Source organism: Streptomyces sp. BA2, from assembly GCF_009769735.1.
In the GTDB taxonomy this organism is placed as follows: Bacteria; Actinomycetota; Actinomycetes; order Streptomycetales; family Streptomycetaceae; genus Streptomyces.
The window spans coordinates 143789-163507 of sequence record NZ_WSRO01000001.1; the positions used below are offsets into that span (position 1 = coordinate 143789).

The 19719-nt window shown below is 67.7% G+C and carries 16 protein-coding genes; 9 read left to right on the top strand and 7 right to left on the bottom strand.

The annotated features are described in order from the left end of the window. Positions 1 to 218 precede the first annotated feature (218 nt). From E5671_RS00640 to E5671_RS00655, 4 genes are all read left to right on the top strand, one after another. Positions 219 to 2696 (top strand): SpoIIE family protein phosphatase, encoded by a 2478-nt coding sequence (locus E5671_RS00640; RefSeq protein WP_160501875.1) that lies wholly within the window; start codon positions 219 to 221, stop codon positions 2694 to 2696. Positions 2697 to 3835: 1139 nt separating this feature from the next. Continuing rightward, the gene (locus tag E5671_RS00645) at positions 3836 to 4639 is read left to right on the top strand and encodes a trypsin-like serine protease (protein WP_160501876.1); all 804 of its coding nucleotides are present in this window, start codon (positions 3836 to 3838) and stop codon (positions 4637 to 4639) included. 441 nt (positions 4640 to 5080) lie between these two features. Continuing rightward, a complete protein-coding gene (locus E5671_RS00650; RefSeq protein WP_160501877.1) occupies positions 5081 to 5284 on the top strand; it encodes a cold-shock protein in 204 nt (67 codons plus the stop codon). A gap of 660 nt (positions 5285 to 5944) precedes the next feature. Beyond that, positions 5945 to 6403 carry a hypothetical protein gene (locus tag E5671_RS00655; protein WP_160501878.1) on the top strand — a complete coding sequence of 153 codons (459 nt, stop codon included), beginning with the start codon at positions 5945 to 5947 and terminating at the stop codon, positions 6401 to 6403. Between the two features lie 636 nt (positions 6404 to 7039). Here E5671_RS00655 and E5671_RS00660 read toward each other — a convergent pair. From E5671_RS00660 to E5671_RS00680, 5 genes are all read right to left on the bottom strand, one after another. Beyond that, positions 7040 to 7240, bottom strand: a complete 201-nt coding sequence (locus E5671_RS00660) for an SH3 domain-containing protein (RefSeq protein WP_160501879.1) — start codon at positions 7238 to 7240, stop codon at positions 7040 to 7042. Positions 7241 to 7577: 337 nt separating this feature from the next. Further along, positions 7578 to 8909, bottom strand: coding sequence for a sensor histidine kinase (locus E5671_RS00665; protein WP_160501880.1), 1332 nt, complete (start codon positions 8907 to 8909; stop codon positions 7578 to 7580). 1 nt (position 8910) lies between these two features. After that, positions 8911 to 9657, bottom strand: a complete 747-nt coding sequence (cseB, locus tag E5671_RS00670) for a two-component system response regulator CseB (protein ID WP_160501881.1) — start codon at positions 9655 to 9657, stop codon at positions 8911 to 8913. Between the two features lie 59 nt (positions 9658 to 9716). Beyond that, the gene (locus E5671_RS00675) at positions 9717 to 10772 is read right to left on the bottom strand and encodes an endonuclease/exonuclease/phosphatase family protein (protein WP_160501882.1); all 1056 of its coding nucleotides are present in this window, start codon (positions 10770 to 10772) and stop codon (positions 9717 to 9719) included. Beyond that, positions 10769 to 11671, bottom strand: a complete 903-nt coding sequence (locus tag E5671_RS00680; protein WP_443032533.1) for a D-alanyl-D-alanine carboxypeptidase family protein — start codon at positions 11669 to 11671, stop codon at positions 10769 to 10771. Before E5671_RS00680 ends, E5671_RS00675 begins: the two co-directional genes overlap by 4 nt. A 442-nt stretch (positions 11672 to 12113) precedes the next feature. Between E5671_RS00680 and E5671_RS46840 the strand changes: the two genes are divergently transcribed. The 3 genes from E5671_RS46840 (at position 12114) to E5671_RS00695 (ending at position 13176) form a co-directional block, all read left to right on the top strand. Further along, positions 12114 to 12245, top strand: coding sequence for a hypothetical protein (locus tag E5671_RS46840; RefSeq protein WP_272902794.1), 132 nt, complete (start codon positions 12114 to 12116; stop codon positions 12243 to 12245). A 314-nt stretch (positions 12246 to 12559) separates the two neighbouring features. Beyond that, on the top strand, positions 12560 to 12799 hold the full coding sequence (locus E5671_RS00690; protein WP_160501884.1) for a hypothetical protein: 240 nt from the start codon (positions 12560 to 12562) through the stop codon (positions 12797 to 12799). Then, entirely contained in the window at positions 12799 to 13176 is a 378-nt protein-coding gene (locus E5671_RS00695) for a toxin Doc (RefSeq protein ID WP_202120917.1), read from the top strand. The genes E5671_RS00690 and E5671_RS00695 overlap by 1 nt, the downstream gene beginning before the upstream one ends. Before the next feature lie 67 nt (positions 13177 to 13243). Here E5671_RS00695 and E5671_RS00700 read toward each other — a convergent pair whose 3' ends face one another. Then, entirely contained in the window at positions 13244 to 14431 is a 1188-nt protein-coding gene (locus E5671_RS00700) for a serine hydrolase domain-containing protein (protein WP_160501885.1), read from the bottom strand. A gap of 90 nt (positions 14432 to 14521) precedes the next feature. On the opposite strand from E5671_RS00700, the gene E5671_RS00705 reads away from it, so the two are divergent. Both E5671_RS00705 and E5671_RS00710 read left to right on the top strand, forming a co-directional pair. Continuing rightward, on the top strand, positions 14522 to 15097 hold the full coding sequence (locus E5671_RS00705; RefSeq protein WP_160501886.1) for a TetR/AcrR family transcriptional regulator: 576 nt from the start codon (positions 14522 to 14524) through the stop codon (positions 15095 to 15097). Positions 15098 to 16939: 1842 nt separating this feature from the next. Continuing rightward, on the top strand, positions 16940 to 17422 hold the full coding sequence (locus E5671_RS00710) for a hypothetical protein (RefSeq protein ID WP_160501887.1): 483 nt from the start codon (positions 16940 to 16942) through the stop codon (positions 17420 to 17422). Between the two features lie 993 nt (positions 17423 to 18415). Here the strand turns inward: E5671_RS00710 and E5671_RS00715 are convergent. Next, on the bottom strand, positions 18416 to 19624 hold the full coding sequence (locus E5671_RS00715; protein ID WP_160501888.1) for a hypothetical protein: 1209 nt from the start codon (positions 19622 to 19624) through the stop codon (positions 18416 to 18418). Between the last annotated feature and the right edge of the window lie 95 nt (positions 19625 to 19719).

Consider the following 19719-nt stretch of genomic DNA (forward strand, 5'->3'; position numbering starts at 1 on the left):
AAGGCGATCCGCCCCGCCGTGGAGAACGCTGCCGCTGCAGGCGCAGAGTTCGCCCGCGCCATCCATGCCGCGGGCGCGTCCGTCGAGAAAGGCCAATTCGGCCGTCGAGCCTCAGGGCGGCGACGCTGCCCCGCCGTCCGTGGAATGGGTGTACAGAAGTTGTGCCGGGCACGGGGACGGCGGATTCTGTAGGGGATGAACGGGGCTGATGTGGCGTCATGACGGCATGGAACGCGGAGCAGAATGCGGACTTTCGTGGCCCGCTCGACGTCACCAGGGCGGCCACGGCGGTCCTCGACGCCCAGGGCACGGTCATCGGATGGAGCCCCGCGGCGGAGCGGCTCCTCGGTTACCGGCCGCCGGAGATCATCGGCCGGTCCTTAGCCACCTTCCTGTTACCCGACCCGGTGCCCTCTCCCCTCTCTCTGCCAGCCGAGTTACGGGGAAATGAGATCCGCGCCGCACGGCACCGGGACGGGCATGAGCTGATCGTCGCCACCGCGGTGTGTCCGCTGCCCGGCGACGGCACGGCCGCGCACGTCCTCGTCGCGACGGAGCTGAAGGACCTGCGGCAGTGGGAATCCGGGCTGGCCCTGTTACAGGGCCTGGCCACCCAGTCGCCCGTCGGCCTGGGCATCTACGACACCGATCTGCGCCTGACCTGGTGCAACACGGCGTACGAACGGCAGATCGGACGCCCGTTCGCCGAGTTCCGGGGCCGTCGGGCCGATGAGCTGTACTCCGACGGAAAATTCGTGACCACGGGGCACCCGCCCACGCTCGACGCGGTCATGCGTCACGTCCTGGACACCGGGCAGCCCTTTCTGGACCTGCACTTCCAAGGCAAGCCCCCCAGCGACCCGGAAACGGACCACCTCTGGTCCTGCGCCTACTACCGGCTCCAGGACGCCGACGGACACGTCTTCGGAGTCTGCGAGGACGCGTTCGACATCTCCGAACGCTACAAGGCCAAACGACGTCTTGCCCTGCTCGTCGAAGCAGGCCGCGGAATCGGCACCGCCCTCGACGTACGGGTCACCGCCGAGAGGATCACCGAGGTGGCGGTACCGGAGTTCGCCGCCACGGTGACGGTCGACCTTGCGCAAGGGGTGCTGAAAGGCGAGGTTCCGGCCACGAGCCGCGCGGCGGCGACGTCTCTGGTGCGGGTCGCCCGCTGCCCCGCCGAGGAAGCCGAGCGGGTAAAGCCGGGAGAGCGGCCTCCTCGCTGCGGGCCCGACGCGTCCGACAGCCCAGCCGACCCCGAGCGCGCTGCTCCCTCTACCCCCGCGGAGTACCCGTCCCCCGCGGAGTACCCGTCCCCCGTGGAGTACCCGCCTGGTTCGCCGCAGTATCGCAGCCTCTCCTCGGGCGGGCTCGTGCTCGACGACACGGTCCTGGTCGTGCCGCTGCGGGCCGAAAACAGCACCCTGGGACTCGTCACCTTCCACCGCGACGGCGCCGGTCCGGCCACCTTCGACGGCGGCGAAGTGGCACTTGCCGACGAGTTGGTCGCCCGTACGGCTGTATCCATCGACAACGCCCGCCGCTTCACCCGTGAGCGCACCGCCTCGCTCGCCCTCCAGCGCCAGTTGCTGCCGCAGCACGTGCCCGAGCAGTCAGCGGTCGAGCTGGCCCACCGCTACCTGCCCACGGACGACGAGACAGGGGTCGGCGGTGACTGGTTCGACGTCATCCCCCTGTCCGGCACCCGGGTCGGGCTCGTGGTCGGCGACGTGGTCGGCCACGGTCTGCAGGCGGCCGCCACCATGGGGCGACTGCGCACGACCGTACGCGCGTTCGCCCAGATGGACATGGATCCCGTCGAGCTCCTTTCGCGGCTCGACGACCTGGTGGCGCAGCCGGCCGAGGAGCAGCGCAGCGAGCTGGGAACACCGGATGGGACCTACGCCGATGTGACCACCGGGGCGACCTGTCTCTACGCGGTCTACGACCCGGTCTCCCGGCGCTGCGTCATGGCCAGGGCCGGTCACCTGCCGCCGGCGGTCGTCGCCGCGGACGGCCGGCCCACCTTTCCCGACCTGCCGGCCGGGCCGCCCCTGGGCCTGGGCGGCCTGCCGTTCGAGTCGATGGAGATCGAGCTGCCGGTGGGCAGCCTCCTTGCTCTCTTCACCGACGGCCTGGTCGAGGCGCGCGACCGCGACATCGACCACGGACTCGACACCTTGGCACGGGTACTCAGCGACCGGCACGCGTCGCTCGAAGAACTCTGCGACCGGGCCGTGGCCGAACTCCTGCCGAGCGGCTCGACGGCCGACGACACCGCCCTGCTGCTCGTCCGTACCCGCGAACTCGACGCCTCGCAGGTCACCGAATGGGAACTGCCCGCGGAACCCGTCGCCGTGCGCCGCGCCCGGGACCTGGCCACCCAGCAGCTTCACCAATGGGAACTGCAGGAGCTGACGTTCGCGACCGAACTCGTCGTCAGCGAGCTGGTGACCAACGCGGTCCGCTACGCCGAAGGACCGATCCAAGTACGCCTCATCCGTGACCGCACCCTGCTGTGCGAGGTCGCGGACAGGGGCCACACCTCACCGCACCTGCGCCACAGCGGCGAGGACGACGAAGGCGGGCGCGGCCTGTTCATCGTCGCGCAGCTCGTCCAGAGGTGGGGAACGCGCTACACCCCATCCGGCAAGACCATCTGGACCGAACAGGCCTTCCCCACGACCGGATGAGACAGCTCGCCCCAGCCGCCGCCCACAGCGGTCATATAGGCGGCCTTCGGCACCCCGGACCGATGAGCAAGGGCCCCACCGGGCCGTCCTTTCCGCAGGGCCTGTCCGAGAAGGGCCAAGACACGGTAGGGAACCGCCGTTTCGGCGGGTAGGCCGCTGCCCCTCGAGCCAGCCGTTTCGGGGACGCGGACGCGCCGCTGCGCCTGCTGGTTGCGCTGGAACTGGCCGCCTCGGCAGGCGAGTTGCGTACCCATGCGATCGTACGGAGCTTCAGGGTCCGCGGCCTGCTGCCGTGGGATACGGCGGCAGGCACACCGTTCAGGCACGAGGCGCAGCTCCTGGCCAAGCTCGCGAAGCTGGGCTGCCCGAACGCCGGTGGGGCTGAGGCAGGCGTCAGCCTCGCCGGCCTGAGCCCGGTCCCCCTCACCGGCAGGCCGCCGCTTCCTGCCAGCGAAGACAGGTGACACTCGGGCACCCGACTGATGGGCCGGGCTGATGTAGGGCGAGGGAAAACAACGCGGGACACACCTATAAGCCGCCCTCTGCGACGGCAGCGAAAAGGTCACCAAGACCATCCTCAGCGCGATCCGCCTCGACCAGCGAGGCCGACGCTGGCGATCATGGCAGCGAGGAGCGCGAAGAGGGGGCGTGTTCGCGAGTACGAGCCGTCCTGTTCAGCCTCCAACTCCTACAATCGGGTAAGCCCGGAGAGCAGCTGCTCTGCGGCACGCCGCGGAGTCCAAACGGGGTGCGATCGCGCGCTTGTGCCTGGGACGGCGCGTGAACCGCAAACGCGTCGCCCGCCTCATGCGCGAACGCGTCCTCCGGACCGTCTACCGTCGTCGTCGGCACTCGTTGACGAGGCCGGACAAGGGCCGCTCTCGTGTCCGGACGCATTGCACACACTCGGATCGCGGCAGCGAATACACATCCGCCAAAGTCCGGTGCGATGTAGGCGAGTTGGGACTGCAGCAGAGCTGCGGACGCACCGGACCTGCTGCAATGGCGCCGCCGCGGAGAGTTCTCAGCTCTGCTCAATCAGGCGGCGCTGACGCCTGGCCGCGGATGCTGAGTGAGCGGTTGGGCGGGCAGCGGGACCAGCAGGTTGCACGGGTGATCGAAGCTGGGTTGATACGCAGGTGATCGCCTATGTGCATACGGCGGATGCAAACGGTGCGCAGGCTGACCTCATGTTGATCAAGCGCGGGACTCTGTTCGCTCTTCTGGCATCAGCGGCAATAGCCTTCCCTGCGGCCCCGGCGGCGCATGCCATCGTCAACGGCGACAAGGCCTCGGAGGCGTACCCCTTCATGGGGTCATTGCAGCGGCCCGATTCCCCACGCCCGGACGGGCATGTATGCGGTGCCGCTCTCATCGCCAAGCAGTGGATGGTCACGGCCGGACACTGCGTGCGCGGTGGCAAGGTCAGTGCGTGGAAGGTGAGGATCGGTTCTCCCCAGGTGGACAAGGGCGGTGAACTGATCGGGGTGAAACGCGCCGTGGCGCACCCCGACGGGGCCTACGGCGGCGACATCGCTCTGTTGCAGCTGAAGAAACCCGCTCGCGCCACGCCCGTCCAGATCGCCTCCCATGCCCCCAAGCCGGGAACCGGCATGCGCATCCTTGGGTGGGGGCTGACCTGCAGCAAGAATGCGGCCTCTTGCTGGCCGAAGGATCTGAGGGAACTCGACACCAAGCGACTGGCGGACAGGACCTGTGCGGATTCCGGGCTCGTGCCGGGCAAGGAGCTTTGCATCGCCTCTGTCAACGGCCGCGGGCCGGCCAACATGGACTCCGGCGGCCCTGCTCTGGTGAAGACCAAGGGCGGGTGGACGCTGGTCGGTGCTACCTCCGGCAGCGGAGGCACAACGGGCGTGGACCCCACCGTGTACACCAACGTGTCTGCCAAGGATTCCTGGATCAAATCCGTCGTAAACCCCTGACCGTTGGGTCATGCGGTACGGGGTAGGCGGGGCCGAGCACCCCAGCACGCCACCCAACACGGACCGCAGTAGAACTGTGCGGGGAGTGCGCGGGGCGAAGATCTGCACCGGGCGCGCACCGGAAAGCAGAGCCGCTCTCGGCAGTGTCGCGATCGGCACCCTGGCTCTGCCAGACGTCCCAGCATCGCCACCGGTCTTCGTAAGGCCCCTGCCCGCCCCTCCGCCGACCCGCTGAAATCAGATCGGTCCCTGACCTGACCAGTGACACCGCATGAGTACCAAGACATTGAATCGTCCCCCTGCCGCGAGGGCAGATCGCCGGGCAAGAACATATAGAGAGGCATCAGTACTTGCGGACGATGAGTCGCTCTTTACCGCAGTGCAGCCTACCGACACCCCACAGGTAACCAGTGGGGCGCCGCCTCAGCCTCAGGAGGGGCCATGGCCAAAGGGACCGTCAAATGGTTCAACGCCCAGAAAGGGTTCGGGTTCATCCGGCCGGACGCCGGAGAACCCGATGTGTTCGTTCACTACTCGGCCATCCAGGGAGACGGTTATCGCTCCCTGGAGGATGGAGAGAGGGTTGAGTTCGAGACCGTCTCCAGCCCGAGGGGTCCACAGGCCACCACCGTCGCAAGGCTCTGAAACTCTCTGGCGGGTCGAATGCGCGCGGACCTGCGTTCCGCGTCATTGATGTCGGGTCCGGCGACAGAGCCAGTGCGAAGAAGAGGAGAGACATGATGACCGATCGGCGCCACACGCTGAGTGTGCTGGACTGGCATGATGACGGTTCCTCAACGTCGTCGGTCTGGGTCGTCAGCGCGGACGAGCGCAAACAGATACACGACCTCCTGGGGCGTCTCCCGGACGTGGAAGGTCTTGTCACGCCGGAACAGGCGGACGAAGCGAGGGCAACCACCCGCAGGTGGCTGACCTGTGCCAACGAGTGCCCTCCCGCCTGACCACTGCGACTGAGAGCGCCCGCAGATCGACAAACTCCGCCGCTACGGCGCTGCCCGCCAGGAGGTGCCCCCGGGGCGGCACCACACAGTCGTCAACTGGACCCCGCCCTGAAGGAACGGGCGAGGAGGCAGACGCCCGGCCAACTGACTGCTGAGTGGTCCCCTCCCTCCAGGCACGACCTTGTGAGGGCATGGCATGGCCGCCGACCCACTGCCCGAAGGCCACCAGGCCTCGCTGCGGCTGGTGTACGCCAAATCGGCATGACCACCGGGCCCCTCACCCGGCACATCTTCGCCCTTTGGCCTGCTCTCAGGGCTGCTGTCCAGAGGAAGGCCTGACGCCATGGACACCGTCAAGATCACCAGTCTGGTCAGCGGCTTCGGAGACATAGCCATGGCGGGCTGGACCGCGATGGTGCCAGGACAGGGGGTGCGCTCGTACGCCCTGCTGGCTCACTGCGGCCCGCGGGAGAGCGGCAGCATCATGCCTCGCGTGGCAACCGCGCTCGGACTGGACCCCACCCCCGGCTCCCTGACCCGTCGGCTCCGGGGCAAGACCCACTTCCGCCTGTCCGAAGACGGCTGGGTCACTCTCTCCATGCCGGGGGGCGAGTGTATGGAGTATCTGGCCTCCGAACAGTGGCGAGCCGCCTGCCGACGTGAGAGGTACGCGTGCCTGTACATCTCCTACTTGGGCTTTCGCTCCGACGCCAGCGTGGAGGGACACCTACAGGACATGGTCCAGTCCGGCCGGTTCACGTTGGGATTGGTGCGTCTGAGAAGCCCCGTTCAAGGCAGGTGAGTTGGTAGTCCTCGCGTGGGTGAAGGCCGAGATGGCCGTGCCGTGGCTCGGGTATCCGACGGATCTGCCCGACACTGAATGGGCCGTGTTGGCGGCGCTCGTGCCGCCGCCGAAGCCTGGTCGGCGGCCGCCGAAACATCCACCCGTTGGTGAGTGGTCTTGTGGATGTGCCGGGGCCTTGGGCTCGTCGGTGGGCAGGGCGCCGTCCGGGGCGGTGCTCCAGGGTCCGTCGCTGCCGTCGGTTCGTCGGCGGGCTCGACGTCTTGGCCTGCGACCAGGGCCAGGGTGCCGACCGCGTTCGCGGCTCGTTCCCCGGATTCTGTTCCGGCGGTCTCGTGGCCGCCCGGGACTTCGCTGGCCCCGCCGGCGGCGGCCACACAGGATCCATACAGCCGGCGGCGGAAGTGGGATCTGTGGTATCACCACCGTGGACAGCACCTGTAGCGGATGGCTCAGGCGCCCGTGGGATGAGGGATACATGTCCGTAGACCTCCCCGCCGGGAACAGAGCCTCCCTGTGCTCGGCCAGGATCGCGAACACACTCCGCTCAGATCAACTCCCTGCAGGTGTCCCCTACATCAGGCCCGCCCGGCACCCGGACGACTCACCCCGCATACCCACCAGACCCACCCCGTCTCAACCGGTGAGTACCGGGCGCAGGGTGTGTGTGTAGGCGCCGCTGACCCAGCCTCGTTGCCCCTCCAACCCGTACCAGGTACGGGTGTTGCCGACTCTCTGGCCCGCTTGGCTGCGGTCGACGGCGATGACGGTACAGGGCGGCAGGGAGCCCAGTACGCGGCTGCGGGTCGTGGGGTGCTCCCGAATACGCAGAGACACGTGCGCGGTCTGTACCCATCCAGTATTGGCATCGGCATCCACCTCGACTCGTGGACAACCGGCCGGCGGGTGGCCTGGTGCAGCTGCGGCGGCGGCCGGTGCGGCAGGGGTCCCGCCCAGGGTCAGCAGTGGGACAACCAGCAGAGAGAAGAACAGGCTTGATCTCGGCACGTCGTGGTTCCTTCGCAAGAGGCAGCGCAGCGCCTCACCCTCGCTGAACCGGTTCTGCAAGATCCAGCTGCGTCACTCTCCAGAGTGAGCTCCCTCCCTCGATCCGCCGAACAGTGCACCCTCCGGCTGACAGCACAGCTGGGGACTGGGCCGCGGGCCAGCGCTCCTAGTGGGGCAGTTCGAGGGTCGCGATGGCTCCGTTGGGGGCGGCGTTCGTCAGGGTGAGGCGGGCGCCGATGACCCGAGCCTGGCCGAGGGCGATGGTGAGGCCCAGGCCGTGTCCGTGGCCGCGTTCGGCGGCGCCGGTGCGAAAGCGCTGTGGGCCGTGGGCGAGGAGACCCGGGGGAAATCCGGGGCCGTGGTCGCGTACGACGATGGTCGTCGTGTCCACGGTGATCTCCACCGGGGGGCCGCCGTGGCGGTGAGCGTTGAGGACCAGGTTGGTGACGATGCGGTCGAGTCGGCGCGGGTCGGTCTCAGCGAGGGGGTGCCCGATGACGGTGATCCGTGTGTCGAGGCCGGTGCGCCGTACGCACTCCGTCACCAGCTCGCCCAGGGGCACCTGTTGGGCGTTGGCCTGTTCGGCTCCCGCATCGAGGCGGGAGATCTCCAGGAGGTCCTCGACCAGCGCGCGCAGCACCTGCACGCGGTCGCGGACGAGGTCGGTGGCCTCGCTCTCGGGCAGCAGGGAGGCCGAAGTGACGAGGCCGGCCAGGGGGGTGCGCAGTTCATGGGCGACGTCGGCGGTGAAGCGCTGCTCATCGTGCAGGCGTTCCTGGAGAGCGTCGGCCATGAGGTCGACGGCCGAGGAGATCTCGCCGATCTCGTCGTGGCGGCGGCTCGCGGTGCGCGCGTCGAGCTCGCCGTGGCGAATGCGACGGGCGGTGCCCGCCACGCGGCGCAGGCGGCGCAGCACCAGCTCGGCGGACAGGACAGTCAGAGGGACGACCAGGGTGAGCATGGCGACGGCGGCGTATGTCATGTGCCGGTCCAGTGCCTTGAGGCTGAGCACATCCATGATCATTGGGACCGAGACGGCCAGCTCGGTCCCCTCGACACGGGTCGCCGCCCACATGTCGGGGTCTCTTTCCGGTTCGCGGTTGTCGTACCAGGTCACGGGGCCGGGCCGAGAGGCAAGCAATTCCCTCAGTGGGTCCGGCAGCTCTTCGCCGACATAGATACCTAACTCCGACAGGTCGTCGCGCACGGACGGGTCGTCGCGCGTGTGGACTTCGGCCGATTCCAGTGCAGTCAGTGCCTTGTCGCGGCCGATGCTCATCATGCGGGTTTCGCTACTCCGGTGCACCAGGATGCCGATGCCCAGCGCCATCGCGCAGGCCACGGCGGCGACCGTAGCGGTGATCCTCCAGTGCAGGGATCTCGGGTCGGCCAGGCGCCGCAGCCCGCGTCCGATCCGGATGCCGCCGGCTGCGCCGGTCTGAGCGGGCAGATCGGGCGGGGAGCTGGTCGTGGGGGCGGGGCCACTCGGGTCTGTCATCTCAGCGCCGGAACTTGTAGCCGAAACCGCGAACGGTCTCGATGTGATCGGCGCCGATCTTCCTGCGCAGCCGCTGCACCGCCAAGTCGACGACCCGGCTGTCACCCTCCCAGCCGTAGTCCCATACCTTGCGCAGCAGCGTCTGCCGTTCCAGGACGATGCCGGGCGCGGACACGAACTCAAGGAGCAGCCGCAGTTCGGTGGGGGTGAGCGCGAGGGGCTGTCCGTCCGCGCGCACTTCCAGCCCACGGGTGTCGATCCGGAGATCTCGGAAGGTCAGCACGTTGTCGTCGGCGGCCGGTTGCTGAGTGGCTGGGTCGGTGGGCGCGGTATAGGCGGCTCTGCGCATCAGGGTACGGATGCGCGCCACCAGAACGGGGGTGTCGACGGGTTTGACGACGTAGTCGTCGGCGCCCGCCTCGAGACCGGCCACCACGTCCAGTGCGTCCCCACGCGCGGACATCATCAAGATGGGGGCCTGGCTCGTTTCACGGACCTTGTAGCACACTCCGATGCCGTCGAGCTGCGGCAGCATGACATCGAGCAGCAGCAGGTCGGGCTTGCCCTCACGGAACATCTCCAGGCCGGTCAGTCCGTCGGGCGCCGCCGACACCCGGTATCCGTAGCGTTCCAGGGCCATGCCGACGGATCTGCGGATCGCTTCGTCGTCCTCGACCAGCAGTAAGTGTAGGGGGGCGTCGTGGCCCCCGCTGTGACTTCCTGTCGGGTTGCTGTCGTGCTGTGGCATGGTGTCGTCACCTGAGGGTTGTCGTCGGGTTATGCAAGACGGTATCGGGTTGCCCGCGCTCACCATCGCAAGGAGGCGGCGACGGGCAGGTGGTCGCTTCCGGTGCGCGGCAGGGTCCAGGACGCCGTCGGGGTGACGCCCCGGCTGAGGATCTGGTCGATCCGGGCCACCGGGAACGCGGCGGGCCAGCTGAACCCGAACCCGTCGCCTGCCGTCGCCTGGGCGGACTTCAGCTGTGCGGTGAGGGGGCGCAGTGCCCTGTCGTCGGTCGTGCCGTTGAAGTCGCCCACCACCAGGACGCGGGGCAGTGGCTCGGCCCGTACGGCAGCGGCGAGCTTGCCGGCGGTCTTGTCACGCCAGGTGGTGGCGAAGCCTGTGCTCGGATGTGCCCGTACCGAGGCGAGGTGGGCGGCGTACACGGCGAGGGGCCCCTTGGGGGTGTCGACGGTGGCCCGCAGGGCGCGGGTCCACGGCATGATCGCGAGCGGTTTCACATCATGCAGCGGGTACTTGCTCCACAGTCCGATCGAGCCCTGCGCCACGTGATGGGGGTAGGCGGCGGCCAGTACGCGCTCATAGACCGAGGTGGAGCTCGGGGTCAGTTCCTCAAGGGCGATCAGGTCGGCGCCCGAGGAGCTGAGGGCGCGGGCGGTGCCTTGCGGGTCGGGGTTCTCGTCGTGGACGTTGTGGCTGACCACGGTCACATCGCCGCCGCCGGAGCGTTTGTCGGTGAGTGTGCCGGCGAACAGGGAGCACCATGCGAGGGCCGGGAGCAGTACCGCAACCGTGGCGATCGCGGACCGCCGCGCCAGCGCCAGGACCAGCAGCGCGGGCACGCTCACCCACAGCCAGGGCAGGAAGGTCTCGACCAGGCTCCCCACGTTGCCGAAGGCGTTGGGGATCCGAGAATGCGCGAGCATGAGCAGTGCCGACAGTACGGCCGCCACGGCGATCAGCCGCCCGCGCCGCCACCGGCCCGTGCCGCCGTTCAGGATCCTGCTGTGCCACCGGCTCCTCCGCCGGCCGCTGTTCCGGTCCGTTCCGGTTTCCTCGTCGTCCGAAGGCGCGGGGCCAGGCGCGGCGTCGGTACCCCGGTGGGCGCGCAGCGTGGTCATGATTGCCCTGCGGTGGAGCCAAGGGCGGCGGGAAGGCTCTTCTGTATCGCGTCGATCAGCTCACCGCTGTTGTCCAGGGCCGCCGCCAGGCCCTCAGCGGGCGTGGTGTTGGCGCGCTGGCCCAGGACGACACCGAGCACGAGATGACGCTTGGCACCATGAACTGCTTCGGCGGCCCACATGAGGTTGCCGCCGGCGGGAGTACTCGAACCGGTCTTGAGCCCGATCACTCCGGGCTTGTCCAGCAGCCGGTTGGTGTTGGTGACCGGACCGCTCACACCGGGCACCTTGGCACTGCGCTTGGCCACCACCGTGCGCAGCACCGGCTGCTTCATGGCCTGGCGGGCGAGCTTGAGCTGGTCGTCGGCCGTGCTCCGGGTGGTGGATTCGATGCCGCTGGCCCCGGTGTACGTCGTGTCGGTCATCGACAGTTCCGCCGCGGCTCGGTTCATCTTCCCGACGAACGCCTCCTCGCTTCCCGCGTCCCAGCGCGCCAGCAGCCGGGCGACGTTGTTGGCGGACGGAAGCAGCAGCAACTCCAGGAGCTCGTGCTGGCTCAGGCGCTGCCCCTCGGTGAGCCGGACGGTCGACTCGCTGAGCGAGCCGGACTCCTGCGCGGCGGTCTCGTCCACGGTGATCCCCGGCCCGCTCTCCCCGTCCTTGAGCGGATGGTCCTTGAGGATCACGTACGCCGTCATCACCTTGGTGACGCTGGCGATCGGCACCGGCTTATGCCCGCCTCGGCTGCCCAGGCTGCCGACGCCCGCCACCGCGATGCTCGTCTGCCCCTCCTGCGGCCACGGCAGGTTGAGGCGATCCGCGACGGCCGCCGCCCTGGACGCCCGGCCGGTTTCGTTGTCGCCGTCGGGCAGTCCCAGCCAGCCGCCCAGCCCGACCACGGCCAGCACCGCAGCCGAAACGCACACCGACCTGCCCCGGACCCAGCCGCCCCGCGGCCGCTTCCCCGCTACGGCAGCGCGTGCCCGATCAGCATTCACTAAGAACCACCTCTGCCCAGCCCGTGTACGCGAGAGCCGCGTACACCCCCAGCCTTGGAGGGGACCTCATCCAGCCGATCTTGACCGCGCATCCAGCAGCGCGCGGATTTGTGTCACCCAGGTAAAGGGCAGTCCGGCACTGTCGACGGGACGCCACCGGCAGCGCTGCGAGGCGCAGGAGACGTCGGCCCCGCAACAACACCGGCCGAACGACGGCGCTGCACGCCTGCTACCGCCAAAGGGCCTTACCCACATCCGCACCGTCGGCGACGAGCAGGCGTTCGGAGATCGTGCTCCTGCGTCCACGGCCGGCCAGGACGAAGCCTTCGCCTACGGCGTGGCTGTGGCCTATCCAGAAGCCTCCGGCGAACGCGTCGACACGAAGTCCGAGCGGTGGTGTGAGCTGATCTACGACGTCCGCGGACTGCGGCTGGACTGCAAGAGCTGCACCCTGACGCGTAAGAAACCGAGGTGAATACGGGTGGGCCCGCCAGCCATGTGGCGGGCTGCGGCGGCAGGGAGGGCCGGAGTCGGTTCGTGGGACAGCGGGGCGGGAGCCGCAGCCTTGGAGAACCTTCAAAGCCGCAGTCCGGGAAAACGCTGCGCCCGGCCCACACCGGCTGCGCAGTTCTGTCCGCCGCCCTCACGTAGCGCCCAGCCAGTGCGCCGCGCCGCTGCGCAAGAGCTCCTGCCCTGCCGCCGCCCGTCCGCAGCATCCCTGACCAGGCGTTCAACAGTGCCTGCGAGGTGGCCTGGCGCACATGGCACCTAACAGGTACCATGCAGGGCATGCCATCACTGAATGTGTCTTTCTCCGAGGACGAGATGGAAGGCGTCCGGGCGTCCGCCGCCGCCGAGGGCAAGAGCCTCAAGCAGTATCTTCACGATCTGGGCGTTCGCGAGATGCAACGCAAGCTCTTCGTCGCCGGCGCCATCGCCTGGGCGGACAAGCTCCGCGGTGAGTTCGACGAAGCGTTCCCCGAGGAGGTCCCGCCAACCCGGCGTGGCGATGGGGCCGCAGCCGCCTGATGGAACTGAACATCGACGTCTCCTGGCTTCTCGACGTTCAGGAGGCCGCCCTCGGGGGCGAAGACGTGACGGTGACCGACTACTCCGCACTGGTGGCCGCTGTCGCGCGGCACAAGACCCGCATGCCGACGCTTGAGGCATCGGACCCCGACGCCGCCTGGCGTGCGGCCGCGCTCCTGCACACGATCGTGCGACTGGAGCCGCTCCCCCGCCGTAACGCTCTTTACGCGGCGTTCGTCACCGCCCAGTACATGGACCAGTCCGGTGCAGGCATCGACCCGCCCTATGGTGCCCTGTCAGATCTCATCCGGAAGGTCCGGGACACCGGTGTGAACGTCTACGCAGTCGCCGAGGCGCTGCGCTCCTGGAGGATCTAAGGGCGGGGAAGCGGCGGCCTCACAGCCCACCCTTGCCCGGCGCCAGGCCGACCGGTGGGGACGGGCTTCAGTGGTGCAAGTTTTGGGAGAGGTCCCGCATGGCGTCGATGGTTTCCTGCTCGTCTTGCTGTGTGCCGTGGTCGCTGAGTTTCACGATCACGGTGCGCTTGGCCGGATTGACGTAGATGTACTGGCCGTGGATGCCCACCGCGCTGAAGTCGCCCGTTGCGCCGCTGGGATGCCACCACTGGGCGGAGTAGCCCCACCCGTCGGCCATGGTCGCCGCGGGGGCGCTCAGGCGGTCGATCCAGGCCTTGGAGACGACCTGGCGGTCGCCGGCCCGGCCGTTGTCGAGGACGAGCTGTCCTATCTTGGCGAAGTCACGAGCGGTGGCGTTCAGGCAGCAGAAGGACTTCTCCACGCCGCCCTCGCTGTCCAGGTTCCAGGTGGCATCGGCTTCGGCGCCCATCGGCTGCCAGAGGCGCTCCTGGAGCAGCGCCGCCACAGATTTGCCCTCCACCCGGTGCAGGATCTGGCCCAGGAGCTGGGTGTCCACGCTGCGGTAGTCGCTGGCGCTGCCCGGGGTGAAGCGCAGGGTGCGGTTGTCCTTGATGAAGTTCGGCAGGTCGGTAGTGAGGTACATCCTGGGGGTGCCGGACAGGGGTATGCGGCTGTATTCCTCGCTCACGTCGATGCCGCTGCTCATGTCCAGCAGGTGCCGCACGCTGATGCGGTCGTAGGCGTCGCCCTTCTTGAGTTCGGGCAGCAAGTCCACCAGGAGGTCGTCCTCGTGCAGGCGTCCTTCAGCGATGGACTGTCCGATCAGCAGGGAGATCACAGACTTGGCGGTGGACCAGGAGGCGTGGCGGGTCTGGGCGTCGACACCGTCGCGGTACCACTCGTGGGTCAGCTGGCCGTCGCGAAGGACTAAGAAGGCGTTGGTGTGGGTGTCCGTCAGGAATTGCCGGGTGTCCTTGCGCCCGTCCTTCCACGCCACGGTGGCAGGCAGGGCTTGCAGTGCCTTCTGCGCGGGTGCCGGTTTGGTGGACGCGTCTACGTTGCGGGCCGGGAAGAGAGCGCCTTGTTGCGAGGGCGGGGTGTCCGCCAGGCGGATGAGGGAGAAGGGGGAGGGGAGGCTGAGGACTGTCGTCGCTGCCCAGCAGCCGGCGATGAGAACCGTCAGAGCTGTCGGTACGGCGATGACGGCCCGCCGGTGTCGGCCGAGGAATACGCGCAGGGACGAAGAAGGTGTCATGGAATCTCCCGGGACATGGATGACGGTCGTTATGAATAACGACCGTAATCTATACTGGTGTCCCGAGCAAACGAAGAGAGAAGGCCCCCGATGCCCCAGGCCCCCGACCACCGCCGTACGGAACTCCTGGATGCCGCCGTCGCCCACCTGACCGAGCACGGCATCGCCAGCCTCTCCCTGCGCCCGCTGGCCAAGGCACTGGGACAGAGCACCTACGTGCTCACCTACCACTTCAAAGACAAGAGCGGCCTGCTCGCCGCCGTCCTCGACCACCTTGACCAACAGGAACGGAGGGCGTTGCAGACATGGACGTCCCAGGCGCCGCCGAGCTCGCCGGGCGCGGCCATGCTCGCCTTCTGGCACTGGCAGACCAGGCCGGAAGCACTGCCGCTCCTCCGCCTCAACTACGAGATCTTCGGGCTGCTATCGAGCCGACGTATCAGCGGCCATCACCCGCGCATGATCGAAGACTGGATCGGCTTCATCACTGACCAGCTCACGGCATACGGCCAGGAAGCCCAGGCAGCACGCATCGATGCCACCCTCATCTCCGCGGCCCTCTCCGGGCTCACTCAGGACTACCTCATCACGGGCGACAGCCCCAGAATCGAGGAAGCCCTGGCCCGCCTCGCCCAATTCACCGATGCGTCGGGGTCCGGCGCCTGAAGCTGGCCCAAGGCAACAGCTCACCGGCTGCCGCCGACCCCACCGACGCCACGAGCGGCAAGCCACTCACTGCCTGGCCTTCACCAACATCGCCTGCACCCTTGTCGATGGCGGTGGTGCGGTAGCCGGCGTCCACCCATGCCTTGGCCACCCGCGGGTGGGCGGAGGCGATGCGGGACAGCAGCGTCACCGCCCGCCGCGGTGCCGGACACGCTGGCCGCGGTGACCCGCACGGTCAGCAGCAGCCCCACGGTGTCGCAGCCGAGGCGACGCTTGCGGCTGATGATCCGTTTCCCGGCGTCGGTGCCCTGGTCGGCGAGGTGCACGTTGGCGGAGGTTTTGATGGTCTGGGAGTCCAGCACGCAGCTAGCCAAATAGCTGGCTAACCGCCGGTCGGGGATTAGGTTGCGGGGCATCGTCATGGGGCGGGCGCGATCTAGGCGGCCCTGTCGCCGGCCGGACCCGCAAGGGCGAACGCGTGCGCCATCCGGACCGCCGACGAGGTTCCTCTGAATGAGGTCCTTTTCCGACGGCATATTCAGCCTGAGTAGTGGTCGTCGGGAGCCCATCCGGTGATACGTCCCGTGGGCAGGGTTCCCTCAACCTTGACCCGTCCTGTCGCATCCGCATTCGAAGTTCCAATGATTTCGGAAGCCGCTCCGACCACACCCCACTTAATGCTACCGAGGACGCTATTTATGTCCGGGAATGGCTGTGCGGCCGCCTCCAGCCAGCTATTGAATTCGGAGAGTTTCGATTCGGTTTCCTTTTGGAGTTCCAGGACCGCCGCCCGACTGAGGTGGATGTTGAAGTTGTCACCCCATCGAATACGATGTCACGTGCCATTGAAAGATTCCTTCCTGTTCAGTGCCTCGCGGTCCCTTCGGTGTCATGCACCTTCAAGAAGCGGGCGCCTTCTTCCCATCAGAAGGGGACGCGTGGCCTCGCTGAGGAGCCGTCGTCCTACTTAGATATCGCGCGGATGCGTCTTCCCCTCGGGCTGTTTCAGGGGGGGCTGCGGGAGTGGTGAGCACGGATACCCGATCCCCGCGGGTCACGCCCCATGCGTCATGTCGTGGTGATGCTGGCGATCACGGCGAGCGCGGTCCTGGTTGGCTACCGGTCCCCGGCCGCGATCGGCGAGCGAGCTCGGCGGAGGATCCGCCATTGCTTGAGGCAGGCAAAAGCAGGCTCGACGGGGAACCGGAGCCGGGCATGCGCACGGTTGATGCCCTCCCGCTTGATGGTGAGGTTACGTCCGCGTGCCGTTTGAATGGCGTCGCGACAGTTCCCGGTGCGGGGCACATCGTCAGCTTGAGCGGGGGCCCTCACCAACTTGTTGTTGATCGTCAGGGGAGGGTCTGTTCGTGGAGCCCACGTCGCCGTCATACCGGGCGTTCCGCTTCCCCGCGGAAACACCGAGGCACTCTCAACGAGCACGACACACCCCCAGACCAGCAGGCCTGCACCCACACGAACCTGTCCTCACACCATCCCGACCCACCCCGGATAGCCCCTACCACTCCCCCGCCTCAACCACACCCCCACAAAACGACACCCGCGAAACGACAGAGGGGAATGTGTTCCGATGAGATCTAGAACGAGCACAGCGGTGCAGGCTCGGCCTGGCGACGCTTCCGCTTCCTTGTGACGTTCGGGCTGCAGTACTTGCCCGTTTGGAATTCCGGCTTCCAACTTCCAGGAGGCGTCATGCTGGCGAGTGCTTGAAACGCCAGGGAATCAGGCAGCTTGTTAGCAGGCGGCAGATCTAACGTATTGCACGCATGAAGGGAAAACACTATGCGACCCACTCGGTTCACTAAAGCGCCACTCGCCGCCGCGATGTGTGCACTGGTCCTGCTGTCAGCAGGAGCCGCCTCCGCCGACAGTGCGAACGGTGCCACGCAGGCCAGGGCGGGGCGGACGGACACCCCCTCGCCCGACGGTAATCCGGCCAGCAAGGCAGCGCAGGCTGCCGGAGTCTGTAACGACGCGGTCCAGGTCGGTGCGACAGGACACATCAAGCGCGGCGGGACGACCATCGCGTCCGTCAAACAGTTCTACTCCACAAAGTGCCAGGAGAACTACGGCTACCAGTGGGTGTGGAACAGCTTCCGCGGAGACGACCCCTATTCCGTGAGTGTCCGCGTCTACAGCTACAACGAGGACAGGTTCCACGCGGAACGCCGATGGAATGACACCAACCAGCAGGAGTTCTGGTCACGATCGGCCCACACGGTCGCAGACTGCACGTCCGCCGTGGGCACGCTGCGCCCCGCAGGTGACCCACACACGTACGAAGCGGTCTCAGAGCGCCAATGCTGACACGGCATCGCATCGGCCACAGGCCACGGCCAAGAAGCCCAGCGCTCCTGGCGGGGCAGTTCGAGGGTCGCGATGGCTCCGTTGGGGGCGGCGTCCGTCAGGGTGAGGCGGGCGCCGATGACCCGAGCCTTGCCGAGGGCGATGGTGAGGCCCAGGCCGTGTCCGTGGCCGCGCAGCACCTGCACGCGGTCGCGGACGAGGTCGGTGGCCTCGCGTCTCGGGCAGGAGGGAGGCCGAAGTGACGAGGCCGGGCTTGAGGCACTGGTAGTGCACCCGTGCTGGTTGCCGCCGACCTCGATCTGCGCAACCTGGATCAGAAGTCCGCCTCAGTTTCGGCAGGGCCGGCGGCCGGGGCAGCACGGCCGTGGAACCGCTCTGTCTCGCATCCCTCTTAACAGGTCAGTTCATTTGGGGAGTCAGCGACAGCTGATAAGTGTGGCCGCGATCGCGGTGAGGCCGGGAAGCCATCAGCCTTGTGTTCGTAGCGGCGGTGCAGGCGTCGGCGCCCGCCGAGCCAGGCGGTTGGGTCGGCCGCAAGGCGAGGTGTCCGCGGAAGCAGGTTCCTATCCTCGCGGCCTCCCGCCGAACCGGACTTGATGGTTTCCCGATCATCCGGCTCTCCAGTGGTCACGGCGTGAAAGTTCTGGCCGCTTGTGCTTCATGGGTGCGCTCGTGGCAGGCATCGCGGGCAGGTTGGGCAGGCGGTGCAGCCTAGGTCCTTTCGCTTCGCGGGCTTTCCGCGAAGCGAGGTAGGGCGCGCGTTTGGCTTTGACCGTTGCCCCGTCGGTAACGGCCGGTCTTCTTCGTGTCGTTGTGCTGGACCGTGCCCTCGTAGCCACGGAACCTCGCTGCCCGGGTACGGGCGTGAGTGATCAGCGTCTTCTCCTGAGAGAGTTCCAGCTTGAGTTCGCCTCGCAGGAAACTCCGCCGACCGGAGAGCCGCAGTGGCCGCTCGTGGGCCTGGCGCCGACAGCTGCGAGCCTCTCCGAATGCCTACCATCCATCGGCCGGCCGCTGTCCCACCTCAAGTCGGCGCAGCCGGGCGAGAACGGCCGGGTCCTGGACATCGAGCCAGTCGACGAACTGCCGGAAGGAGACGAGGCGTACGTCCTTCTGCCCGGCCATTCCTTTGAGGGCTTCCTCGACAGCGTCCATGTAGATACCGCCGTTCCACTCCTCGAAGTGGTTGCCGATGAAGAAGGGGGCACGGTTCGTCTCGTACGCGCGCCGGAAACCGGCGAGATACGACTGGGTCGCCTGAGTGCGCCAGCCGGGGTAGTTGTACGAGGGTGCCCGCGTCGAGTACTTCGACTGGTTGACCATGACGTTGTAGTCCATCGACAGAATCTCGAAGCGGTGCCCGGGGAACGGGATCTGCTGGAGCGGTAGATCCCACACTCCGAGGTGTTTCTCCGGCCAGCGCTGACGGCCGCCGGGGGACGAGGCGTCGTAGCGCCAGCCCCGCTCGCGGGCGACGGGCAGCAGATTGTTCCGGCCGAGGAGGCAGGGGGTGCGGCCGCCGACGAGTTCCTTGTCGTAATCGAAAGGCAGCGACGGCAGATCGGTCCAGCCGGTGTTCGTGCGCCATTCCTTGACGAAGGAGGTAGCCTGATCGATTTCGCTCCGCCATTGTGCGGGCGTCCATTTGGCGACGCTTCCGGTTCCGGTGCAGAAGTGACCGTTGAAGTGCGTGCCGATCTCGTGGCCTTCGAGCCAGGCCTGCCGGACATACTTCAGCGTCTCCTTGATGTGACCGTCGGTGAGATATCCGATGTCGGAGGCGCCGACCGCGTTGTTCGGCGGCTTGTAGAGCGGCTTCTTGTACTCGGGAAGGAGATAGAGCCCCGAGAGGAAGAACGTCATCTTCGCGTCGTGTTCCTCGGCCAGCTTCAGGAAACGCGGGAAGAGACCGTTGCCGACCTCGCCCGCACCGTCCCAGGAAAAGATCACGAACTGCGGGGGCGTCTCACCCGGCTGTAAGGGGACGGGTTCGACCGGCTGATGCGGCTGCCTCCCCGTGTACGCGGTCGAACCGTCACCGATCGGCTTCACCGAGTGTTTGTCGCCGACCTGTCCGTCCTCCTCCCGCCCTGCGGGACGGGATAATTCACTGCCACCGCCTGTACCGCAGCCAGCGAGTCCCAAAGCGGCGGCAGTGCCGACTCCGAGGCCGAGCATTCCCCTGCGACTGATGTCGCGCATTTTCCATCTCCATTCGTCGCGCCCATGGGCCCTTCCTGCTGTTTCTGCCATGCAAGACGGACAGCCCGTGGGGGCGGGCGACGGACACGCGGTTT

What these genes read in the sequence shown, in the direction of transcription:
- E5671_RS00640 (WP_160501875.1), top strand. Translation starts at nt 219, where the DNA reads ATGACGGCATGGAACGCGGAGCAGAATGCGGACTTTCGTGGCCCGCTC.
- E5671_RS00650 (WP_160501877.1), top strand. Translation starts at nt 5,081, where the DNA reads ATGGCCAAAGGGACCGTCAAATGGTTCAACGCCCAGAAAGGGTTCGGG.
- E5671_RS00655 (WP_160501878.1), top strand. Translation starts at nt 5,945, where the DNA reads ATGGACACCGTCAAGATCACCAGTCTGGTCAGCGGCTTCGGAGACATA.
- E5671_RS00665 (WP_160501880.1), bottom strand. Translation starts at nt 8,909, where the DNA reads ATGACAGACCCGAGTGGCCCCGCCCCCACGACCAGCTCCCCGCCCGAT.
- cseB (WP_160501881.1), bottom strand. Translation starts at nt 9,657, where the DNA reads ATGCCACAGCACGACAGCAACCCGACAGGAAGTCACAGCGGGGGCCAC.
- E5671_RS00675 (WP_160501882.1), bottom strand. Translation starts at nt 10,772, where the DNA reads ATGACCACGCTGCGCGCCCACCGGGGTACCGACGCCGCGCCTGGCCCC.
- E5671_RS00690 (WP_160501884.1), top strand. Translation starts at nt 12,560, where the DNA reads ATGCCATCACTGAATGTGTCTTTCTCCGAGGACGAGATGGAAGGCGTC.
- E5671_RS00695 (WP_202120917.1), top strand. Translation starts at nt 12,799, where the DNA reads ATGGAACTGAACATCGACGTCTCCTGGCTTCTCGACGTTCAGGAGGCC.
- E5671_RS00700 (WP_160501885.1), bottom strand. Translation starts at nt 14,431, where the DNA reads ATGACACCTTCTTCGTCCCTGCGCGTATTCCTCGGCCGACACCGGCGG.
- E5671_RS00705 (WP_160501886.1), top strand. Translation starts at nt 14,522, where the DNA reads ATGCCCCAGGCCCCCGACCACCGCCGTACGGAACTCCTGGATGCCGCC.
- E5671_RS00710 (WP_160501887.1), top strand. Translation starts at nt 16,940, where the DNA reads ATGTGTGCACTGGTCCTGCTGTCAGCAGGAGCCGCCTCCGCCGACAGT.
- E5671_RS00715 (WP_160501888.1), bottom strand. Translation starts at nt 19,624, where the DNA reads ATGCGCGACATCAGTCGCAGGGGAATGCTCGGCCTCGGAGTCGGCACT.